General features: G+C 63.0%; 15 protein-coding genes and 2 pseudogenes. 5 read left to right on the plus strand and 12 right to left on the minus strand.

Annotated features, from left to right (window positions below):
• Positions 1-52: 52 nt before the first annotated feature.
• The gene (locus ACIOAU_RS21745) at positions 53-2,221 is read right to left on the minus strand and encodes a DUF1631 domain-containing protein (RefSeq protein ID WP_401184565.1); all 2,169 of its coding nucleotides are present in this window, start codon (positions 2,219-2,221) and stop codon (positions 53-55) included.
• 222 nt (positions 2,222-2,443) lie between these two features.
• Here ACIOAU_RS21745 and nadC point away from each other — a divergent pair, with 222 nt between their 5' ends.
• The gene (gene nadC, locus ACIOAU_RS21750; RefSeq protein WP_101316583.1) at positions 2,444-3,292 is read left to right on the plus strand and encodes a carboxylating nicotinate-nucleotide diphosphorylase; all 849 of its coding nucleotides are present in this window, start codon (positions 2,444-2,446) and stop codon (positions 3,290-3,292) included.
• Positions 3,293-3,360: 68 nt separating this feature from the next.
• Here nadC and trxB read toward each other — a convergent pair whose 3' ends face one another.
• Positions 3,361-4,323: a thioredoxin-disulfide reductase gene (trxB, locus tag ACIOAU_RS21755; RefSeq protein ID WP_101316581.1), complete on the minus strand. Its 963-nt coding sequence runs from the start codon at positions 4,321-4,323 to the stop codon at positions 3,361-3,363.
• A gap of 325 nt (positions 4,324-4,648) precedes the next feature.
• Here trxB and cysZ point away from each other — a divergent pair, with 325 nt between their 5' ends.
• The gene (cysZ, locus tag ACIOAU_RS21760) at positions 4,649-5,377 is read left to right on the plus strand and encodes a sulfate transporter CysZ (RefSeq protein WP_101316579.1); all 729 of its coding nucleotides are present in this window, start codon (positions 4,649-4,651) and stop codon (positions 5,375-5,377) included.
• 37 nt (positions 5,378-5,414) lie between these two features.
• Here the strand turns inward: cysZ and ACIOAU_RS21765 are convergent, their stop codons facing one another.
• The gene (locus ACIOAU_RS21765; RefSeq protein ID WP_401184781.1) at positions 5,415-5,846 is read right to left on the minus strand and encodes a methyl-accepting chemotaxis protein; all 432 of its coding nucleotides are present in this window, start codon (positions 5,844-5,846) and stop codon (positions 5,415-5,417) included.
• Positions 5,847-5,954: 108 nt separating this feature from the next.
• Positions 5,955-6,731 (minus strand): annotated as a pseudogene (locus ACIOAU_RS21770) (PAS domain-containing protein); the annotation flags it as partial.
• A 176-nt stretch (positions 6,732-6,907) separates the two neighbouring features.
• On the opposite strand from ACIOAU_RS21770, the gene ACIOAU_RS21775 reads away from it, so the two are divergent.
• Positions 6,908-8,140, plus strand: a complete 1,233-nt coding sequence (locus tag ACIOAU_RS21775) for a glycosyltransferase family 4 protein (protein WP_401184569.1) — start codon at positions 6,908-6,910, stop codon at positions 8,138-8,140.
• On the opposite strand, the gene ACIOAU_RS21780 is transcribed toward ACIOAU_RS21775, so the two are convergent.
• On the minus strand, positions 8,137-8,619 hold the full coding sequence (locus ACIOAU_RS21780; RefSeq protein ID WP_101316572.1) for a glutathione peroxidase: 483 nt from the start codon (positions 8,617-8,619) through the stop codon (positions 8,137-8,139). The genes ACIOAU_RS21775 and ACIOAU_RS21780 overlap by 4 nt on opposite strands.
• A gap of 144 nt (positions 8,620-8,763) precedes the next feature.
• On the minus strand, positions 8,764-9,249 hold the full coding sequence (locus ACIOAU_RS21785; RefSeq protein ID WP_101316570.1) for a peptidylprolyl isomerase: 486 nt from the start codon (positions 9,247-9,249) through the stop codon (positions 8,764-8,766).
• On the opposite strand from ACIOAU_RS21785, the pseudogene ACIOAU_RS21790 reads away from it, so the two are divergent.
• Both ACIOAU_RS21790 and pta read left to right on the plus strand, forming a co-directional pair.
• Positions 9,218-9,533, plus strand: a pseudogene (locus ACIOAU_RS21790) (DUF3565 domain-containing protein). The gene ACIOAU_RS21785 and the pseudogene ACIOAU_RS21790 overlap by 32 nt on opposite strands.
• Before the next feature lie 50 nt (positions 9,534-9,583).
• Positions 9,584-11,671, plus strand: a complete 2,088-nt coding sequence (pta, locus tag ACIOAU_RS21795; protein WP_101316566.1) for a phosphate acetyltransferase — start codon at positions 9,584-9,586, stop codon at positions 11,669-11,671.
• Positions 11,672-11,806: 135 nt separating this feature from the next.
• Here the strand turns inward: pta and ACIOAU_RS21800 are convergent, their stop codons facing one another.
• The 6 genes from ACIOAU_RS21800 to ACIOAU_RS21825 form a co-directional block, all read right to left on the minus strand.
• Positions 11,807-12,490, minus strand: a complete 684-nt coding sequence (locus tag ACIOAU_RS21800) for an OmpA family protein (protein ID WP_178080745.1) — start codon at positions 12,488-12,490, stop codon at positions 11,807-11,809.
• Between the two features lie 93 nt (positions 12,491-12,583).
• Positions 12,584-13,228 (minus strand): MBL fold metallo-hydrolase, encoded by a 645-nt coding sequence (locus ACIOAU_RS21805; RefSeq protein WP_101322941.1) that lies wholly within the window; start codon positions 13,226-13,228, stop codon positions 12,584-12,586.
• A 44-nt stretch (positions 13,229-13,272) separates the two neighbouring features.
• Positions 13,273-13,965: a sensor histidine kinase KdpD gene (locus ACIOAU_RS21810; RefSeq protein WP_150573622.1), complete on the minus strand. Its 693-nt coding sequence runs from the start codon at positions 13,963-13,965 to the stop codon at positions 13,273-13,275.
• Positions 13,962-15,569 carry a tetratricopeptide repeat-containing response regulator gene (locus ACIOAU_RS21815; protein ID WP_101322940.1) on the minus strand — a complete coding sequence of 536 codons (1,608 nt, stop codon included), beginning with the start codon at positions 15,567-15,569 and terminating at the stop codon, positions 13,962-13,964. Before ACIOAU_RS21815 ends, ACIOAU_RS21810 begins: the two co-directional genes overlap by 4 nt.
• A gap of 118 nt (positions 15,570-15,687) precedes the next feature.
• Positions 15,688-18,405 carry a LuxR C-terminal-related transcriptional regulator gene (locus ACIOAU_RS21820; protein WP_401184575.1) on the minus strand — a complete coding sequence of 906 codons (2,718 nt, stop codon included), beginning with the start codon at positions 18,403-18,405 and terminating at the stop codon, positions 15,688-15,690.
• A gap of 219 nt (positions 18,406-18,624) precedes the next feature.
• Positions 18,625-19,989 (minus strand): DUF1329 domain-containing protein, encoded by a 1,365-nt coding sequence (locus tag ACIOAU_RS21825; RefSeq protein ID WP_101316558.1) that lies wholly within the window; start codon positions 19,987-19,989, stop codon positions 18,625-18,627.
• Between the last annotated feature and the right edge of the window lie 9 nt (positions 19,990-19,998).

Below are 19,998 nucleotides of genomic sequence, written 5' to 3' on the forward strand. Positions count from 1 at the left end.
GCCAGCCATGAAACCGGCACTCAAGATAGCCAGGGCCGCTGTGCGGCCTTGCTCAATGACTGTGCGTCAGCGACCCACGCAACTGCTGCAACGCCGCATCAAGCGCACGTTCAAACAGAGGCCCATCATCAAGCACCCGCACATCCCCATTGGCCAGCGCCAACGCCAACCCACCTCGACTCCATTCACGCACCTTGATCCCGGTCCGACTGGTAAACACCAACCGATCGCAGCTATCGATCCTGACCACCAGCTTGCAGCGCAGCGGGCCGGCTTCTTCAAGCACTTCCAACCAGCTACCAACACGCAACTGGCGAACTTGCCGAGCATATTCGCTGCTGTCGTCAAGAGGCGCATCACAGGTAGTCTCGTCAGCGACGGCGAGAACAATCTCATCAGCCACCAACACCTCACTGATCAGCGCCCCTTGATCAAGTTGGCTCAGACCACCACACGCCCGCAGGTGCAACTGCTCAAGCTCGGCGAAGAACTCCCGAGCCGCGGTCGAGTCCTGGGCGACACTGGCCAACCCATCACGCAACGCCTTGAGCAGCCCCGGCACCTGTTCGAGCAACTGCGCACAGGCCTCGGCACTGCGATGCGCACTGATGCTGGCAAGCAAGCTGTCCATGGTCGCCAGGCCCTGGCGCCAGGCCGGTGAGGCTTCGCCATGCTTGAGCCATGCCAGCAACAGCACCTGGCTCCAGGACTGCACCAGCATCTGCACCAGCGTCTGCGGCAGCACCCGCCCGTGCAGGCGCAGGTTCAGTTCCTGCTGCACGCGCCGTCGCGCCTGCACGGTGCGCGCCCGACCCTCCTCGGCATCGCGGGTGCGCTGCTCGAGCAGTTCGTTGCGACGGCGCTCATCCTGATTGAAGGCGAGAAAATCCTCGAGCAGCTCGGCGAACAACTGCGGATCTTCAGCGTAATCGTTGAGCAAACGCTGGACGATGCGCTCGACTCGCTGCTGCGGCCCGCCACGCGAGACCTGTTCGTCAGCCTCCCAGCCCAGCGCCGCGGCGGCAATCTCGTCGAGCAAGCGCCGCGCCGGGTGGTTGGCGCGGCTGAACAGGCCCCTGTCGAGCATGGCCACTTTCAGCAGCGGAATATGCAGACGCGCGAGCAGTTCGCGCAGGTTGCTCGGCAGGTTGTCGTCAGTCTGGATAAAGTCGAAGAGCAAGCCGACCAGGTTGATCACATCTTCGTCGTAGTTGCCGATCCGCCGGCGGCTGCCGCTGCGTACGCCGACCCGCAGCAGCAACTGTTCCAGCTGCTGGCTCAGGTTGAAGTCGTCGGCATCAGCCACGCCGGGCACGTAGTGCTGCAAATGCGACAGCAGCCGCAGCAGATCGGCGGTATTGATTGGCTCGGCAGTTGCCACGCTCTGCAGGCGCGGCGCGAAACGCCCGCGAGCAGGCGCCAGCAGCGGTTGCAGGCTGGCGAAGAAGTCCTGGCCAGTAATGTCGCCGTCGGCCGGATCGGCCTGGGCGTGACAGTCAGCGCTGTGCAGGTGGGTCAGCGGCCGGTCTTCGGCGCGGCGCCTCGGCGCGGGCATCAGTTCGGGCAGGATGCCGGCTGCAGCGAGCAGTTGATTGGCTTCGCCGTACAGCAGATCAAGATCACGCAGCACATAGCGTTCGAACAGCTTGAGCAGGATCAGCTTGACCTGCGGGCCAACCCCCAGGCTGCGCCCGGCATCCAGAAAGAACCCGCACAGGCACTCCGGGCCCAACGGATTGCGGCGCAGTTCAAGGGGCATCTCCAGCAGCGCCTGAAAGCGCAAGCCCAGCTGATCAAGGGCAAAGCCATCACGCGACAACACCCGCGCCAGCATGCCCTCGATGGCCGCCGCCCGCTCCGGTTGAGCAGCGTTGCGCAGCGATTCGGTAATCGCCAGATAAGGTACGCGCTCGGCCTGGCCGATACGGGCGAAGGCGTCATAGAACGCATCGAGAAACTCCCGCTCGATACTCTTGCGCTTCAGCCGCAGGTCGCGCATCGCTTCGAAGTAGAGGTTCTGATCGACCCGCTCACCGGCCCGGTCGGCCATCTCGAACAGCCTGTCGTCAGCATTGTCGAACAACGCCTGCAGGCCTTGGCGCAATTGCAGGACAGCCTTGTCCCGTACCTGCAGGAGCACGATCGGAAGGCTCAGCGAGGGCACGCGCGCACCTCTGTCGGCGGCAGCCACCAAGGGCACCACCTTGCCTTCTGTATGCATCCCTAACTCCTTGCAGGAAATCGTCAAAGCCATGACGCCAAATACTGGACGCTATTATCGACAAAAAGTCTTACAGCTGCCAGCACGTAGTGCATGTCCCGGTGAAAAGACCACTAATCAGACGAAATGCTCCCCTGTTCTGACCAAAGGTCATCAGCGGCATGACTGTACACACCGCCCCCCTGCCCTATAATCGCCGGCATCTAGCTTGTGGAGCCGACCATGCCGAACCTACGCCTCGCCGACCTGACTGCCGAAATCGAAGCCAACGTGCGCCGCGCGTTGCTTGAGGACGTCGGCAATGGCGATATCACCGCGCAACTGATCCCGGCCGAGCGCCTGGCCAAGGCCACCATCATCACTCGCGAAGACTGCGTGGTGGCCGGCAGTGCCTGGGTCGATGCGGTGTTTCGCCAGCTCGATCCGCGGGTCGCGGTGCACTGGCAAGTGGTCGATGGCGACCTGGCCAAGGCCAACCAGCCGCTGTTTCATCTCGAAGGCCCAGCCCGCTCGCTGCTGACCGGCGAACGTTCAGCGCTTAACTTCCTCCAGCTGCTGTCAGGCGTGGCCACCCGGGCGCGGTTCCTTGCGGACCTGGTCGAAGGCACCCAGGTGCGCTTGCTCGATACCCGCAAGACCCTACCCGGCCTGCGCCTGGCGCAGAAGTACGCGGTGACCTGTGGCGGCTGCCACAACCACCGCATCGGACTGTATGACGCGTTCCTGATCAAGGAAAACCACATAGCCGCCAGCGGTGGCGTTGCCGAAGCAGTAGCCGCAGCGCACCGCATCGCGCCAGGCAAGCCGGTCGAGATCGAAGTGGAGAGTCTGGATGAGCTGCGCCAGGCGCTAGCGGCCGGGGCCGATATCGTCATGCTTGACGAGCTGAGCCTGGATGAAATGCGCGAAGCGGTGCGGATCAATGCCGGCAAGGCCAAGCTCGAGGCCAGCGGCGGTGTCAATGAAAGCACCCTGCGGGTGATCGCCGAGACCGGGGTCGACTACATCTCGATCGGCGCAATGACCAAGGACGTCAAAGCGGTCGACCTGTCGATGCGCTTGAGCCTGTAAACGCAACGCGGGGCAATGGGCGCCGGTTGCGAACCGTGCCCATTGCCCCGCGTTTTGACGCTGGCGGCTTAGAACGAAGCGTTGGCCAGGCCGTCCAGGTACCGCTCGACGTCCAGTGCAGCCATGCAACCAGCACCCGCCGAGGTGATCGCCTGACGGTAAACGTGGTCGGCCACGTCGCCGGCGGCGAATACACCTTCGACGTTGGTTGCAGTGGCGTTGCCTTCACGGCTGCCGCTGACTACCAGGTAGCCGTCCTTCAAGGTCAGCTGGCCTTCAAACAGCGATGTGTTCGGGGTGTGACCGATCGCGATGAACACGCCGTCAACGGTGATCTCGTCGCTGCTGCCGTCGTTGTTTTTCAGACGCGCACCGGTCACGCCCATGTTGTCGCCCAGCACTTCGTCGAGGGTGGCGTTGAGCTTGAGCTCGATCTTGCCTTCGGCAACCCGCGCGTTGAGCTTGTCGACCAGGATCTTCTCGGCGCGGAAGGTTTCGCGGCGATGCACCAGGGTCACCTTGCTGGCGATGTTGGCCAGGTACAGCGCCTCTTCAACGGCAGTGTTGCCGCCGCCGACGACCGCTACCGGCTTGTTGCGGTAGAAGAAGCCGTCGCAGGTTGCGCAGGCAGACACGCCCTTGCCCATGAACGCTTCTTCCGACGGCAGGCCCAGGTAACGCGCACTGGCACCGGTGGCGACGATCAGCGCGTCGCAGGTGTAGGTGCCGCTGTCGCCCTGCAGGGTGAACGGCTTGTTGGCCAGGTCAACCGCGTTGATGTGGTCGAAGACGATCTCGGTCTCGAAGCGCTCGGCGTGCTCTTGCATACGCTGCATCAGCGCTGGGCCGGTCAGGCCATGGGGGTCGCCCGGCCAGTTGTCGACTTCGGTGGTGGTGGTCAGCTGGCCACCGGCCTGCATGCCGGTAATCAACAGCGGCTTGAGGTTGGCACGCGCAGCGTAGACCGCAGCGCTGTAGCCGGCAGGGCCGGAACCGAGAATGATCACCCGCGAATGACGTACTTCAGACATGTCGAACTCCTGTCGAGCGGGCCGCACGGGTTCGGCTGCAAAGCGCCGGCGGCGGCTGGAAATAAAATGGACCTACGCAGCACTTGGGGAAGGCTATAACGCGCAAGTCCGAAACCTTTAAAGTTGAGCGCACTGTAGCGAGGTCGCAGAGATTAAGGAAATATCCTCAGACAATCCACCTTATAGACACGCTCTATCCACCAGCAAAATCGATAGAGAGGTCCCGCGAGGTTTTGTTACAGCCGGTTGCGCGCTGCTCAGCCGGCTTCCGTCATGCCAGCAAACTCGGTAAGGTCAGCGCGTTTACCTTCTGCGGAGCGTCTCCATGCAAGCCCCTGTTCTATCCGGCCCGCAATACCTGCGTGAAGGCCTCAAGCTGATCCTGACCCCCGGCCTGCGCCTGTTCGTGCTGCTGCCGCTGGCGATCAATCTGCTGCTGTTCGGTGGTCTGGTGTACCTGGCCGCGCATCAGTTCAGCCTGTGGGTCGACACGCTGATGCCAACTCTGCCGGAGTGGCTGAGCTTTCTCACCTACATCATCTGGCCGCTGTTCGTGGCGCTGGTGGTGCTGATGGTGTTCTTCACCTTCACTCTTGTGGCCAACATTGTCGCGGCGCCGTTTAACGGCTTTCTGGCAGAAAAGGTCGAAGTGGTGGTGCGCGGCCAGGACACCTTCCCGCCGTTCAGCTGGGGCGAGCTGATCGCCATGGTGCCGCGCACCTTGAGCCGCGAAATGCGCAAGCTGGGCTACTTCTTGCCGCGCGCACTGGCGTTGTTCATTCTCTCGTTCATCCCGGTGGTGAACGTCATTGCCGCACCACTGTGGCTGATTTTCGGCGTGTGGATGATGGCCATCCAGTACATCGACTATCCGGCCGACAACAACAAGATGAGCTGGCAGGACATGCTCGCCTGGCTGCGCCAGAAGCGCTGGCAGAGCATGGGCTTTGGCGGCATCACCTACCTGGCGCTGATGATCCCATTCGTCAACATCGTAATGATGCCGGCAGCGGTGGCCGGGGCCACGTTGTTCTGGGTGCGCGAGCGCAGCTGATCGGCTCTGGGGCCGGTGCACGGCCCCAGAGCAAGGCTCAAGAACCCAACTGGCTGGAAAACTGCCCCACCACTTCGACCACGCGCTTGGCGCCATCCTGAATCTCGGTTATCACCGCGCCAGTCTCGCCGGCCAGGCTCAGGCCCTGCTCGGCCTGGCGCTTGCTGGTGTCGATGATAGCCACCGCGGCCAACGCCAACTGCTCGTTCTGCTGCACGACCCGGGCGATCTCTTCGGTGGCGGTGCTGGTGCGCGAAGCCAACTGGCGTACTTCATCGGCGACCACGGCAAAGCCCCTACCCTGCTCACCGGCGCGGGCCGCTTCGATGGCGGCGTTGAGCGCCAGCAGGTTGGTCTGCCCGGCGATATCGCTGATGGTCTTGATAATCGAGCCAATCACCCGTGACTGGGTATCCAGCGCCTGAATACCTTCGGCAGCCTGCTGCATCGAGGCTTCCAGGCCGCGCATCACGCTGACGGTCTGAGTCACCACATCATTGGCCTTGCAGGCGCTGGCATCGGTACCAAGCGAGGTGCTGTAGGCGATATCGGCTGCCTGGGCGACAGCCTGCTCCTGGTTGACCTGGTCGGTAATCACTGTGGCGAACTTGACCACTTTGTAGAGCACGTCGTGGGCGTCGATGATTGGGTTGTAGGACGCTTCCAGCCACACCACGCGGCCATTGGCATCTACCCGCTTGAACCGGTCAGCGACAAACTCGCCACGGCGCAGCTTTTCCCAGAACACCTGGTAACCGGCTGAGTTGGCTTCTTCAGGCTCGCAGAACAGGCGGTGATGCTTGCCTTTGACCTGCTCCAGGCGATAGCCCATGGTCTGCAGGAAGCGCTCGTTGGCGGTCAGTACATGGCCATCGAGGCTGAATTCGATGACAGCCGTTGAGCGCATCAGTGCATTGATCAGGCTCTCGTGCTCACGCGAACTAGCAATGGTCCGGGTCAGGTCGCTGGAGTGCAGCGTGAAGTACTTGATGCGGCCCTCGAAATCGCGCACCGGCTGCAGTATCGAGCGCAGCCACGCCTCTTCGCCATTGCCACGCAGTAGGCGGAAAGCGCCATTGAGGTGGGCGCCGGTGCTGATGGCGGCTTTCATGCGCTCATAGAAATCGAGTTTCTTGACGTGCGCCGGAACGATCTCTTCAAGGCTGCGGCCGAGCAACTGGTCAGCGCGATAGAACATTTCACGCTCAAAGTTGGCATTGACCGTTTCGATGCGCCCCTGCGGGTCGAGCTGCAGCACCAGCATTTCGCTGTCGAGGCTGTCCTTGACCTGCTCCATGGACATCAAGTCCTCGCGCAGTTGCTGGTTTTCTTTCTTGAGCTTGCTGTTGAACATTACCGCACTCCTGGAGCGCACCGGCCATCCGAATCCATCTGCATCGGCAGATATATAGGCGTTCTTGAGCGGCCTGCGGGGAAATATTCAGCGCACTAGGCATTGCGCAACCAGACGTCACTTGCCGGTCATAAAGTGGTCATGGGAACGCAATCGGGCAGGCGGAAACTTCTGTCATGAACACTCCAAGCCTGCGCATCACCTTTGTCAGTGAGACATTTGCCCCTGAAGTCAATGGCGTGGCCAATACCCTCGGCCGGTTCAGTGATGGTCTGCGCGAGCGCGGCCACAGCGTTGAGCTGGTGCGCCCGCGCCAGGCCCACGATCCACTGCGCCTTGACGATGCTGACCTGCTGCTGTGCAAAGGCTGGCCGCTGCCGGGTTACCCCGACCTGCAATGGGGCGGTATTTCCCTGCACAAGCTGCTGCGGCGCTGGCGCAGGCAGCGGCCAGATGTGATCTATATCGCCACCGAGGGCCCGTTGGGGCTGAGTGCGCTGCGCGCCGCACGCCGTTTGAAGATTGCCGTGGTCAGCGGCTTTCACACCAATTTCCCGCAGTATGCAGGCCAGTACGGGCTTGGCCTGCTGGCCCGGCTGCTGACCCACTACCTGCGCTGGTTCCACCGGCGCAGCGCGGTAACGCTGGTGCCAAGCATCAGCCAACGGGTGGATCTCGAACGACGCGGTTTTACCCAACTGGCCTTGCTCGCACGCGGAGTCGATGCCTGCCTGTTCAATCCCGCCCGCCGCAGCCAGATGCTGCGTGAAGCATGGGGCCTGGCCGAGCAAGACCTGGCGATAATGTATGTCGGCCGGCTGGCTGCGGAAAAAAACCTGAACCTGCTCAAGCCGTGCCTGCAAGCCCTCCAGCAGCGTTATCCACAACGGCGCCTGCGCCTGATCATGGTCGGCGACGGCCCACAGCGGGCCAGCCTTGAGCAGCAACTGCCAGACGCGGTTTTCTGCGGCGCGCAGCGTGGTCAACACCTTGCCGAGCACTACGCCAGCGGCGATGTGTTCCTATTCCCAAGCCTGACCGAGACGTTTGGCAACGTCGTCCTCGAGGCCATGGCCTCAGGCCTGGCCGTGGTCGCTTATGACCAAGCCGCAGCGGCTCAGCACGTGCGTCATGGGCACAGCGGGGCCGTGGCGATGCCAGGGGATCAGATCGGGTTCATCGATGCAGCGTGCTGGTTACTGGAGGAAAGCGAAACCCTGCGCCGGGTTCGCCTGAATGCGCGACAGCATGCCAGCCGCCAAGGTTGGCCAGCCATCGTCGAGCAGTTCGAAGGGTATTTGTGCGATGCCTGGCAGCAGGCCTGCGACGCAACCAGCGCCAGAGCGCCGCTGCCATTGCCCGCGCTGGGCCGGTTAGCCAGCCCCGGCCGCTCGCAACAGCGCCGTTAAGCCAAGGCTTTTTCGATCGCCTGCACCAGTGCAGGGTCATCCGGTGCAGTACGCGGGGCGAAGCGAGCCAGCACGCGGCCGTCCTTGCCCACCAGAAACTTTTCGAAATTCCAGCTGATATCGCCCGGATACTCGGCCCCCTCGCCCGCCAGCAGCCGATACAGCGAGTGGCGCTGAGGACCATTGACTTCAAGCTTGCTGCTCAGCGGAAAACTCACCCCGTAGTTGAGGCTGCAGAATTCCTGAATTTCACGCTCGCTGCCCGGCTCTTGGCCGGCGAACTGGTTGCACGGCAAGCCGAGCACGCTGAAGCCCTTGGCCTTGTACAGCTGGTGCAGCGATTCAAGCGAGGCGTACTGCGGGGTCAGGCCACACTTGGAGGCCACATTGACCACCAGCACCACCTGGCCCTTGAACGGCGCAAGGGGTAGATCCTCGCCGTCCAACGCATGCAACGTCAGCTCGTGAAATGCACTCATGATGACTCCCCTTCCTGCGTTCTGATTGTCGCTGGAGCAAACGGCGCCCACTAAAAAGGCGCGCGGGCCAACCGTCAACCCTCCCATGGAGGGCAAGTACGGCTTGCCCGAGCGCCTGGCGACTGTCTGAGCTTAGCGCAGATATCAGTGCTGATGGCCGCCTTCGCCATGGACGTGGCCATGGGCAACTTCTTCTTCGCTGGCATCACGGACCGCAACGACCTTGACTTGGAAGGTCAGGCGCTGACCGGCCAGTGGGTGGTTGCCGTCGACAGTTACGTCGTCGCCGTCCAGGTCACGGATGGTGACAATCTGCATCTGGCCGTCCGGCGCCGAAGCGTGGAACTGCATGCCGACTTCGAGCACGTCGACACCTTCGAACATGCTGCGGTTGAGAGTGCTGACCAGCTCGGCCAGGTATTCGCCGTAGGCGTCTTCCGGCTCGATGGTAACGTTCAGTTCTTCGCCGACGTCTTTACCTTCCAGGGCTTTTTCCAGGCCTGGGATGATGTTGCCGGAACCGTGCAGGTAAACCAGCGGCGCGCCGCCAGAGGAGCTGTCAATCACCTCCCCGGCGTCGTTGGTCAGGGTATAGTCGATGGAGACGGCCTTGTTGGCGGCGATCGGCATGGGGGCGAGACCTTTTGCAAAAGAATGTAGAGCGGACAAGTGTAACCAACGCATCGCCCGATTGCGAACGCACTGCAGGCGATGCCCGCCCCGTCAGTCGGGTCAGCGGTTTTCATCAGGATGAACAGGGCCACTGGGTGGTCGAGCTGACGTGCGGGCATACCCAGCACCTGCGCCATCAACCACCCTGGCAAGCACGCCCGTGGGTGCTCGAGGCCGCCGAGCGCGAACAGCGCATCGGCCAGACATTCGCGTGTGGATGGTGCGCACAAGGCGCCGATTAGCGATACCCTTGGCGATTGGTTCTTTGCACCGCTTATTTCGAGAAGCACGCATGCAGACATTTTTCATCGCACCGACCGACTTCGGTGTCGGCCTGACCTCCATCAGCCTCGGCCTGGTCCGCGCGCTCGAGCGCGGCGGCCTCAAGGTCGGCTTCTTCAAGCCCATTGCCCAGCCCCATCCGGGTGACACCGGCCCGGAGCGCTCGACCGAGCTGATGGCGCGCACCCACGGCCTGAAGCCGCCGACGCCGCTGAGCCTGGGCCAGGTCGAGCGGATGCTCGGCGACGGCCAGCTCGACGAACTGCTTGAAGAAATCATTCGCCTGTACCAACAGGCATGCGTCGGCAAGGACGTGGTGGTGGTCGAGGGCATGGTGCCGACCCGGCATGCCAGCTACGCGGCGCGGGTCAACCTGCATCTGGCGAAAAGCCTGGATGCCGAGGTGATTCTGGTGTCGGCGCCGGAAAACGAAGTGCTCAGCGAACTGTCCGGCCGTGTCGAGCTGCAGGCGCAGTTGTTCGGCGGCCCGCGTGATCCGAAGGTACTTGGGGTGATCCTCAACAAGGTCCGCACCGAAGAGAGCATGAGCGAGTTCGCCAGCCGCCTGCGTGAGCATTCGCCGCTGCTGCGCGGCAATGACTTCCGCCTGCTCGGCTGCATCCCCTATCAACCCGAGCTGAACGCGCCACGCACCCGCGATGTGGCCGATCTGCTCGGCGCTCAGGTAGTGAACGCCGGTGACTACGAGCAACGGCGGATGAACACCATCATCATCTGCGCCCGCACCGTGGCCAACACAGTGCCGCTGCTCAAGCCCGGCACGCTGGTGGTGACCCCTGGCGATCGCGACGACATCATCCTTGCCGTAAGTCTGGCGGCAATCAACGGCGTGCCGCTGGCGGGCCTGTTGCTGACCAGCGACAGCAAGCCTGACCCACGCATTCTCGAACTGTGTCGAGGCGCACTGCAGGCCGGCCTGCCGATCCTGTCGGTGAGCACCGGCTCCTACGACACCGCCAACCGGCTCAACTCGCTCAACCGCGAGATCCCGGTCGACGACCGCGAGCGCGCCGAATTCATCACCGACTTTGTCGCCGGCCAACTCGATGCCGCCTGGCTGCACCAGCGCTGCGGCACGCCGCGTGAACTGCGCCTGTCGCCGGCGGTGTTCCGCTATCAGCTGATCCAGCGCGCCCAGCAGGCCAACAAGCGTATCGTCCTGCCCGAGGGCGCCGAGCCGCTGCTGGTACAAGCGGCCGCGATTTGCCAGGCGCGTGGGATTGCCCGCTGCGTGCTGCTGGCCAAGCCCGAAGAAGTCCAGGCGGTCGCCCGCGCGCAGGGCATTACCCTGCCGCCGGATCTGGAAATTCTCGACCCTGATTTGATCCGTGGGCGTTACGTCGAGCCGATGGTCAATCTGCGCAAGAGCAAGAACCTCAATGCGCCGATGGCCGAACAGCAGCTGGAAGACCCGGTGGTGATCGGTACCATGATGCTGGCGCTGGATGAAGTCGACGGTTTGGTCTCTGGCCTGGTGCATTCGACCGCCAACACCATTCGCCCGGCCCTGCAGCTGATCAAGACCGCGCCGGGCAGCAGCCTGGTGTCGTCGGTGTTCTTCATGCTGTTTCCGGAACAGGTGCTGGTGTACGGCGACTGCGTGATGAACCCGCACCCGAGCGCCGCCGAGCTGGCCGAGATCGCCCAGCAGAGCGCGCAGTCAGCCGAGGCATTCGGCATTGCGCCGCGGGTGGCGATGATCAGCTATTCGAGTGATTCGGCCAGTGACGAGGAGGTCGACAAGGTGCGTGAGGCAACGCGTCTGGCGCAGCAGGCCGAACAACGTCTGGTGATCGATGGGCCGTTGCAGTATGACGCTGCCGCCAACCCGGAGATCGCCCGCCAACTCGCACCGCAAAGCCCGGTGGCTGGGCGCGCGACGGTGTTCGTGTTCCCTGACCTGAATACTGGCAATACCACCCACAAGGCGGTGCAGCGCAGCACTGACGGGGTGAGCCTGGGGCCGATGCTGCAGGGTTTGCGTAAACCTGTGAACGACCTGCCGCGCGGGGCGCAGGTGGATGACATTGTGCATACCATTGCGCTGACGGCGATTCAGGCCAGCAGGAATATTTGAGTGGATCTTGGGGCTGCTTTGCAGCCCTTTCGCGACACAAGGCCGCTCCTACAGACGCGCGCGGTCCTTGTAGGAGCGGCCTTGTGTCGCGAAAGGGCCGCAACGCGGCCCCAAAAATCTCAACGCAAACGCAGATTACTGCTGATACTGCTGCCCAGGAATCGGCTTCAGGTTGACTTCAACCCGGCGATTCTGCGCACGCCCGTTGGCATCGGCGTTGCTCGCAATCGGCTGATCCGGGCCAAGGCCACGTACCGACACCCGCGAAGCATCCACGCCCTGCGAGGTCAGATAAGTGCTGACCGCCTGCGCGCGACGTTGCGACAGGTCCATGTTGTGCTGGCGGCTACCGGTGCTGTCGGTGAACCCGACCACTTCAATGGTGTTCTGGTTGAACTGCTTGAACGAGCCCGCCAGGTTGTTCAGCGGGGTGTAGAAGCTTGGCGAGATGTTCGCCGAGTCGGTGGCAAAGGTGATGTTGCCTGGCATGATCAGCTTGATCTGGTCACCTTCACGCTGCACTTCGACGCCGGTGTTGGCCATGCTCTCGCGCAGCGCAGCTTCCTGCTTGTCGGCGTAGTAACCGTAACCGGCAGCGGCAGCACCTACCGCAGCCGCGCCGATCAGCGCGCCCTTGCCGCGGTTGTTGTGGTCGATCGCAGCGCCGGCTACAGCACCGGCCAGAGCACCCAGGCCGCCGTACTTGGCAGTCTTGCTCATGCCGCCAGAACCCTGGCCTTGGTTGTCATAAGGGTTCTGGCCAGCACAACCTGCCATCAGGGCAGCGGCAGTAGCGACGATAATCAGACGACGCATCATGGAAAGCTCCTACAGAAATTCAAGTGTGCAGTGATCGTACGTTGACCCATGCTGGGTTTGGATCATTGCTGGGCTGAATAATTCCATGAATATTCAAGCGCGTACGAAAGGATTCTCGCGCATCTCATCGCCCAGGCGCGTATCTGGGCCATGCCCGGCCACCACCACCGCGTCTTCATCCAGCCGGTATAAACGGTCCTTGATCGAACGAACGATAGTGCGCTGGTCGCCACCCCACAAATCGGTGCGGCCAATCCCGCGGCGGAACAAGGTGTCGCCGGCAATCAGCAGCTTGGCATCGGCAAACCAGAAGCTCATCGAGCCCGGGCTATGCCCAGGCGTGTGCAGCGCGACGCCACAGCCGCAGGCCAGCTCCTCTTCATCGGCGAGCCAGCGATCCGGTGGTGGTGCGGGGGTATACGGCACGCCGAACATCTGGCACTGCATCTCCAGGTTGTCCCACAGCGGCTGGTCGTCCTTGTGCAGGTGCAAGGTCGCGCCGGTCAGCTCCTTGAGCCGGCCAGAGGCGAGAAAGTGATCAAGGTGGGCATGGGTGTGGATGATGCTGACCAGCGTCAGGCCGTGGGCCTGCAAGCGGGCGACGATCTTCTCTGGATCACCGCCCGGGTCGACGACGATGGCTTTCTTGCTCAGCGGATCACCGATCAGGGTGCAGTTACACTGCAACGGCCCGACCGGGAAGGTTTCGCGGATAAGGCTTGGGGCGGCGCTGGTCATGGGGGTTGTGCTCAGCTGAAGAATGCTGAGCATGATACCTCGACTCAAGGCAGATAGAGCCTGAACAAACCGCCACCGAGGGCGCCACCGTTGCTGATTTCGATTCGGCCGGTAACGCCATTGCGCTCATGCAGGGCCGCAATCCGCGCCGCGAAGTATAGGCCCAGGCCAGTGCTGCCGGTGCTGGCGTCGAGGCCCTGAATGTAATCCTGCTGCCGCTCGAGCATGCGCTCGGGATAACCCGGGCCGTCGTCGTTGACGCTGATGATCAACTGCTCGCCGTCTTCTTCAATACCGATCAGCAAGGCGTGGCCGGCGTAGCGAATGGCGTTGGTGAGCACGTTGGAGATCACCGAAGCCACCAGCTCGCGGTCGAAGAAGCCCAGCGGGCTGGCGCTTTCGATACGCCAGGTGGCGAGGATATCGCGGTGCTTGAGGATCTCCTGATGCGCCGCCAACTGCGCCTCGATGAAATCTTCCAGCTCGTGGTAGCCAGGGCAGATCGGCAGCTGATTGACGCCCAGCTTGTACAGCCCGAGCATCTGCACCAGCATGCCGTTGAGGTGGCCGAATTCGTGCTCAATGACGCCCTGCTCGGTGCCTTGCCGCTGCGCTTCGGGCAGCCGCGCCAGCCATTGGTTATGCGCCTGGATCAACGCTGACAGTGAGTTTTTCATGTCGTGGACAGTGGAGGCGATCACTGTCGAGAAATCCAGCCCCGGGTTTTCCTGGTTCATGCGCCAAACACCCGCATATGCAGTTTTCGATAACGCTCGTAGCGGCTGTCGCTGGCGGGGATGCCGGCCACGCTTTGCAGGCAGCTGCGACACTCCAGCATGTATTCGGGCGAAGGCGACTCACCGGCGATACGCAACAGGGCCTGAGCCGTGTTCAAGGCGATACTGATATTTTTTGGCTGTAGCGACAGCGCTCGGCGGAACATGCCCAAGGCCTCGTCGAGCTGGCCGGTCTGATAGCAGCGTACCCCTTGGCGGTTGAGATCGACCGCTTCGGTCACGGCGCCCAGCACCGTTGGGTCGTCGGTCATCTTGGCGACGCTCTGCATGACCTTGGGGTCATCGCCGTAGGTTTCCACGCAACCCTTGAGGATGCTGGTGCCGGCTGCCTCCTGGCCCAGTTGCTGGAGCTGCTTGGCCACGGTCAGGGCGGCGTCGACCGAGAAGAACTGGTCCATGTTGTCCAGCCGCTGCATGGCCTGCTCGGTCAACTTGGCGGCGGTTTCAGGGTCGCCGGCTTGTTGCAGGCTGGCCGCCTTCATCAACCGGGCACGCACTTGCAGGCCCTGGTCCTCGCCGTTCTCCTTGGCTACCTCACTGAGCACGGTGTTGATCTCGACCCGGGTGCGTGCGTCGAGGCCAAAACCTGCGTTCTTGCTCATCAGCGCCTGAGCCAGGCCAAGGTTGGTTTCGGCGTCCTTGTAGCGCGAGCTCTGGCCCTGGCTGACAGCATGACGGAAGGCCTTGGACGCGCTTTCGAAATCGTCGTTGCCCATCGCCAGCTTGCCCAGCGCGGCCTGCCGGCGTACCGCCAGTGGCGACAGGCGCACGGCCTCCTCGAGCATGTGCTGGGCACGCTTGTTATCGCCCTGGGCGACCAGCACATCGGCCATGCCGTCATACAGCCCCGGCATGATCGGGAAGGCTTTCAGCGCCTGCTCGTACACGCCCTTGGCCTGATCGTTCTGGCCGCGCTTGTGCAGCACGCTGCCGAGCATCGAGTAGACCCACGGCTGCGGCCTGCTGGCGAGGATCGACGAGAGAAACTTCTCCAGCTCTTCGAAGCGGCCGAGATCGCGCAGGGCATCGGCGCGGTAGCGCAGGCACAGCGGGGCAAAGCGCGGGTCCTGCTTGCACAGGGCAGCACAGGCGGCCATCACTTCGGCCGGACGACCGCGATCAAGTGCCTGCAGAATCGGCTTGAGCAGGGTTTTGCGCTGCAGCAGTTTTTCCAGGCGCTGGGCCAGACCGACACGGTTGAACGGCTTGGTCAGGTAGGCATCCGGCTCGTGCTCGAGGGTGCTGAGAACGATGGCCTGACTGCTCTCGGCGGTGACCATGAGGAACCCGCACTCGTGGCTGATCAACTTGTCGAGGATCAGGTCCTCGAGTACCTGCTGACCGTTCTTCTTGCCATCGCCCAGGTGAAAGTCCTGCAGGATGAAGTCATAGCGTTTCTGCGCGCACATGCGCAGCGCCTGTTCGCCGCTGTCAGCGGTGTCCACATCGCGCGCGCCCAGCTCGCGGAGCATGGAGCGGGCCGAGGTGCGAAAGTCGGTGAAGTCGTCGACGATCAGAAAGCTTTTTTGCCCGTACTGCAGCATCAACACGACCTGTCATGGCAGAGGATGGAAAATGACCCGAGGCGATGCGTGTCGCCGACCTGTTTATCGGCAGCAGGTAGAGAAAGCTGAGGGCGAATTCGCAGGCCGTGGCGCAGGCTCAGGGCAGCAGGCCTAGCGCCTTGGCCTTGGCTACCGCCTGGGTGCGGCGCTCCACGCCAAGCTTGCTGTTGATGTGGCTGGCGTGGGTCTTGACGGTGTGCAGCGAGATGAACAGGCGCTCACTGATCTGCTGGTTCGAGCAGCCTTGGGCGATCAACTCAAGCACCGCCAACTCCCGCCCGCTCAGGGCTTCGCCGGTGCCACTGGCAACCACCTGCGGCTGCGGCAGGCGCGCCAGCAGGTCGAGCTGGACGCTGCTGGCGGGGCGCGTCGACAGCTGCTCGCGCAGCCACAGCGGCTGTTCATCCAGCAACCGTTGATACGCTTGCAAGGCGCCACCCTGGGCGGCCAGTAGCGCTTGCGGCAACAGGCTGGCAGCGGACTGCTCGCGGCCCTCGGCCAGATGCAGGGCAATCAGCTGGCACAAGGCGCTGGCCGCCAGCAACTGACCGCCACTGGCCTGGCCGCGCTCGACCAGCCTCTGCAGGCGCGCGACAGCCTGCGCGGAACGGCCCTGGACGCGCTCCAGCAGCGCCTGTTGCAGCTCGATGTGCAATGGCAGTAATGGGTGAAACTCCGGCGCCGCAGCGGGCTGCTCGCCGCCATAGGTCTGAGCGAGCCGCAGCAGCCATGATTCGGCCAGGTCGGTTCGGCCCTGGGCCAGCCACAGCTCGCACTTCACCAGGGTGATCATCGCCAGGTAGAAGATTGGCGGTACGTCCCAGATATGCATCAAGCGCTCGGCTTCGGCCAGTTCGGCGAAGGCTTCGGCATACTGCCCTTCGCGGCCATCCAGCGAGGCAATCACGCAGTGCCCGATCAGCACGCTGATATCGCGACAGGCGCGGGCCTCACTGAGGCCCGCGCGCAAGCGCGCGCGGCCCTGGGCCGGTTGCAGGTGCGCCGCGAGCAGATGGCCCTCGTACAAGGTCAGCCTGGCGCGCACCGCGTACAGCCGCTGCGCTGACAGATCCTGCAGGCGCAACAAGCCCTGACGGACTTCATCCAGCGCCCGGCGGATTTCACCACGGGCGTGCAGCACCCGCGCCCGATCGTAATGGGCGAGTGCCTCGAACAACGGGTTGCCGACCCGCTGGGCCAACTCCAGCGCTTCGCGGTTCCAGCCACGCGCGCGCCAGAAGTCGGCGTCGGCAATGGCCATGTTGGACAGCGTCGACAGGCACACCAGACGTTGGCCGTAGCGCTTGTTGGGCAGGCTCTGCAGCGCTTCGCTGCAATAACTCAGGGTGCGTTCACGGTCGCCGCGGCCGCGAGCGATCACGCCACTGAGCGCCAGCCACTGCGCCAGCATCGAGCGCTGGGCGGTGGCCGAGGGCGCCGGCAAAAACCGGCTGAGGTGCGCCGCCAGTTCTTCGGCAGCGTCCAACTGGCAGGCCAGGCCCAACGCCCAGCTGTACAGCACGATCAGCCGTGGCGTGCTGATCAACAGGCTGTCGGGCAGGTCCATCTTCCAGCGCAGGAGCATGCCGACGTTCTGCTCGGCCAGCAGTTGCTCCTCGGACAGGCTCTGCACCAGGTCCGCCGCCACATCCAGATGACCGGCGCGCAGGGCCTGCTCGACCGCTTCGTCAAGCAGGCCCTGGGCCTGAAACCAGCGGCAGGCGCGCAGGTGCAGATCAGCCAGCGGCGCGCTGTGCTGGCGGCTGCGCAGCAAATCAGAGAACAGATGATGGTAGCGATACCAATGGCCGTGTTCATCCAGCGGCACCAGAAACACCTGATGCGCTTGCAGGTAGCGCAGGATGCCGGCGCTGTCCTGACGTGCGCGCAGGGCGTCGCACAGCTCGGCGCAGAAGCGCTCCTGGCAGGCGGTTTCGTACAAAAACGCCTGCACGTCGGCCGGCAGGATATCGATCACTTCTTCAAGCAGATAGTCACGGATCAGCCCTTCGCCGCCATGCAATGCCTGCGGCAAGGCATGTTCGTCGCCCGACTCGCTGGCTGCCAGCTGCCAGAAGCGCAGCCCCGCTACCCAGCCATCGCTGCGCTGGATCAGGTTGTCCAGTGCCTGCCCGCGCAAGCCGGTGGGCTGTCGGCCGAGCACCGCCAGCGCTTCGTCGGCAGTAAGGCGCAGGTCCTGCTCGTTGAGTTCGCTGAGTTGGCGCGACAGGCGCAGACGGGCCAGGTGCCAATCGGGGCGCTGGCGGCTGGTAATCATCAGCACCAGGCCGTTTGGCAGATGATTGAGGAAGAACTGCAAACACCGGTCGAGCACGGCCCCCTGCGCCAGATGGTAGTCGTCAAGCACCAGCAGGATCGGGCTATCGCTTTGCAGGTACAGCGCCAGCTCGTCGAGCAGGCCGTCGAGCCACTCTTCGAAGGCGAACGGCTGATGACGCTGGCGCATCTTCAACAGCCCCATGGCCTGCCCGCCCAAGGCCGGGCAGTACTGCTGCAAACCTTCCAGCAGGCGCTCGAGGAAGCGCCCAGGGTCGGCATCCCTTTGGCTCAACCCCAGCCACAGGCTGCGCCAGTGATCAGGCAGGGACTCGCAGAACTCGATCGCCAGTGAGCTTTTGCCGAAGCCGGCTGGCGCGTTGATCAGCAACAGCCTGCCAGACAGCCCCGCATGCAGACGCTGGCACAAGCGCCCACGGGGCACGTGGCCATCGGGCAACGGTGGCCGGAAAAAACGCCCGTCCAGCAGGCCAAGGGCCTGGCTGGTGTATCCATGCGTACGGGACAGATCAGTCATGGCCGGCTCGTTATGAGGGAGACATCAGCACAGCAGGTTGTTGCGAGACTAGCGGGTATCGCAGCCTATTTGAAGATGATGGGTGTGTTTATCCGGTAAAAGACTACGACAAAAAACGACAGAGCTGATTTACGGCAACCCATCAGTGCGCACCGGAAATCAAAACGCCCCGGCGGGCCGGGGCGTTCTGGGAGTCACGCGGAGTTTTAACTGCGTTGATTAACGAATACCGTCCTGGCGCAACGCTGCTGGCTGGAAGTCGGCCTTGCTGGCGGTGAAGCCAAAGTCATAGGCACGTTTTTCTTCGTTTTTCAGGCCCAGGGCCAGGTAGCGACCCGACTGCAGGTCATAGATCGCCTCGAGGGTGTACCACGGTACCTGGTTGTTGTAATAGTCCTGAGCATGCGCTTCGGACACGCGCCACAACTGGTTGCGACCGTCGTACTGGTCGATCACCGAGGCTTGCCAGGTATCCTCATCGATATAGAAGTCGCGCTTGGCATAGATATGCCGCTGGCCCGGCTTCAAGGTCGCGACCACATGCCAGACTCGGCGCAGCTCATAGCGGCTAAGGTCCTGGTTGATGTGGCCGGGCTTGACGATGTCGGCGTATTTCAGGCTTGGCGAATCGAGCCTGTAGGTGTTGGAGGCGATGTACATCTCCTTCTTGCCTTCAAGCTTCCAGTCGTAGCGATCTGGCGCGCCGTTGAACATGTCGAGGTTATCGGATGTACGCAGCCCGTCCGCCGCAGTACCCGGACCATCGTAGGACACCTGCGGTGCCTGGCGCACGCGGCGTTGGCCGGCGTTGTAGACCCAGGCCTTGCGCGGCTCCTTGACCTGGTCAAGGGTTTCGTGGACCAGCAGCACGGTGCCCGCCAGGCGCGAAGGCGCGGTGACCTTCTGCTTGAAGTAGAACAGCACGTTGCCCGGGTTGGCTGGATCGTAATCTTTCAGCTTGTCGCGGAACACAAACTGGTCCGAGAACGATACCGGGCTGTAGGAGCCGTTGGGTTGCGGCGTGACCTGGGTAACCAGGCGCGTCACGCTGCCACCGCGATAGCGGGTGATATGGTTCCAGATCACTTCGACGCCGCTCTTGGGAATCGGGAACGGAATAGCCGTCTCGAAGTTCTCCAGGCCGTTGCCGCCCGCAACCAGATTGGTCTTGGTAGCGTTGCGCTTGATCGCGGCAAACACTTCATCCGGCACGGTCGAGCCGCGATGGGTCGGGTAGACCGGAATCTTGTAGGTCTCCGGGTAGCGCTTGAACATCGCGTACTGGCCAGGCGAAAGCTTGTCCTTGTACTGCTCGACGTTCTGCGCGGTGATGGTGAATTTGGGCTTCTCGCTGCCATACGGGTCAGACAGGAACCCCTTGGCATCGACGCTGCCAGCGGTTTTCGACAGCGGTTGCCAGGCCGTGATGGAGCCGTCGGCGTTACCGGCTTTTTCCGCCCCCATCGGCGTCAGGGTGCTGCCGAGCTTGGCCGCCTCGTCAGCGGAAACCGCAGCCATGACGCTGGTTGCCAGCAGGGACATGCCCAGTACACCGGCCTTCAGCAGACTTCTGGTCTTGTTCATTATTGGTCG

Source organism: Pseudomonas sp. NPDC088322 (assembly GCF_044740745.1).
Taxonomy (GTDB): domain Bacteria; phylum Pseudomonadota; class Gammaproteobacteria; order Pseudomonadales; family Pseudomonadaceae; genus Aquipseudomonas; species Aquipseudomonas shirazensis.

Excerpts from the sequence above, each read along its gene's own strand:
- ACIOAU_RS21765 (WP_401184781.1), bottom strand. The coding sequence starts at position 5,846 with ATGCGCGGCCTGGAAGCCTCGATGCAGCAGGCTGCCGAAGGTATTCAG.
- ACIOAU_RS21810 (WP_150573622.1), bottom strand. The coding sequence starts at position 13,965 with ATGAACCAGGAAAACCCGGGGCTGGATTTCTCGACAGTGATCGCCTCC.
- trxB (WP_101316581.1), bottom strand. The coding sequence starts at position 4,323 with ATGTCTGAAGTACGTCATTCGCGGGTGATCATTCTCGGTTCCGGCCCT.
- nadC (WP_101316583.1), top strand. The coding sequence starts at position 2,444 with ATGCCGAACCTACGCCTCGCCGACCTGACTGCCGAAATCGAAGCCAAC.
- cysZ (WP_101316579.1), top strand. The coding sequence starts at position 4,649 with ATGCAAGCCCCTGTTCTATCCGGCCCGCAATACCTGCGTGAAGGCCTC.
- ACIOAU_RS21775 (WP_401184569.1), top strand. The coding sequence starts at position 6,908 with ATGAACACTCCAAGCCTGCGCATCACCTTTGTCAGTGAGACATTTGCC.
- pta (WP_101316566.1), top strand. The coding sequence starts at position 9,584 with ATGCAGACATTTTTCATCGCACCGACCGACTTCGGTGTCGGCCTGACC.
- ACIOAU_RS21825 (WP_101316558.1), bottom strand. The coding sequence starts at position 19,989 with ATGAACAAGACCAGAAGTCTGCTGAAGGCCGGTGTACTGGGCATGTCC.
- ACIOAU_RS21785 (WP_101316570.1), bottom strand. The coding sequence starts at position 9,249 with ATGCCGATCGCCGCCAACAAGGCCGTCTCCATCGACTATACCCTGACC.
- ACIOAU_RS21800 (WP_178080745.1), bottom strand. The coding sequence starts at position 12,490 with ATGATGCGTCGTCTGATTATCGTCGCTACTGCCGCTGCCCTGATGGCA.
- ACIOAU_RS21820 (WP_401184575.1), bottom strand. The coding sequence starts at position 18,405 with ATGACTGATCTGTCCCGTACGCATGGATACACCAGCCAGGCCCTTGGC.
- ACIOAU_RS21745 (WP_401184565.1), bottom strand. The coding sequence starts at position 2,221 with ATGCATACAGAAGGCAAGGTGGTGCCCTTGGTGGCTGCCGCCGACAGA.
- ACIOAU_RS21780 (WP_101316572.1), bottom strand. The coding sequence starts at position 8,619 with ATGAGTGCATTTCACGAGCTGACGTTGCATGCGTTGGACGGCGAGGAT.
- ACIOAU_RS21815 (WP_101322940.1), bottom strand. The coding sequence starts at position 15,569 with ATGCTGCAGTACGGGCAAAAAAGCTTTCTGATCGTCGACGACTTCACC.
- ACIOAU_RS21805 (WP_101322941.1), bottom strand. The coding sequence starts at position 13,228 with ATGACCAGCGCCGCCCCAAGCCTTATCCGCGAAACCTTCCCGGTCGGG.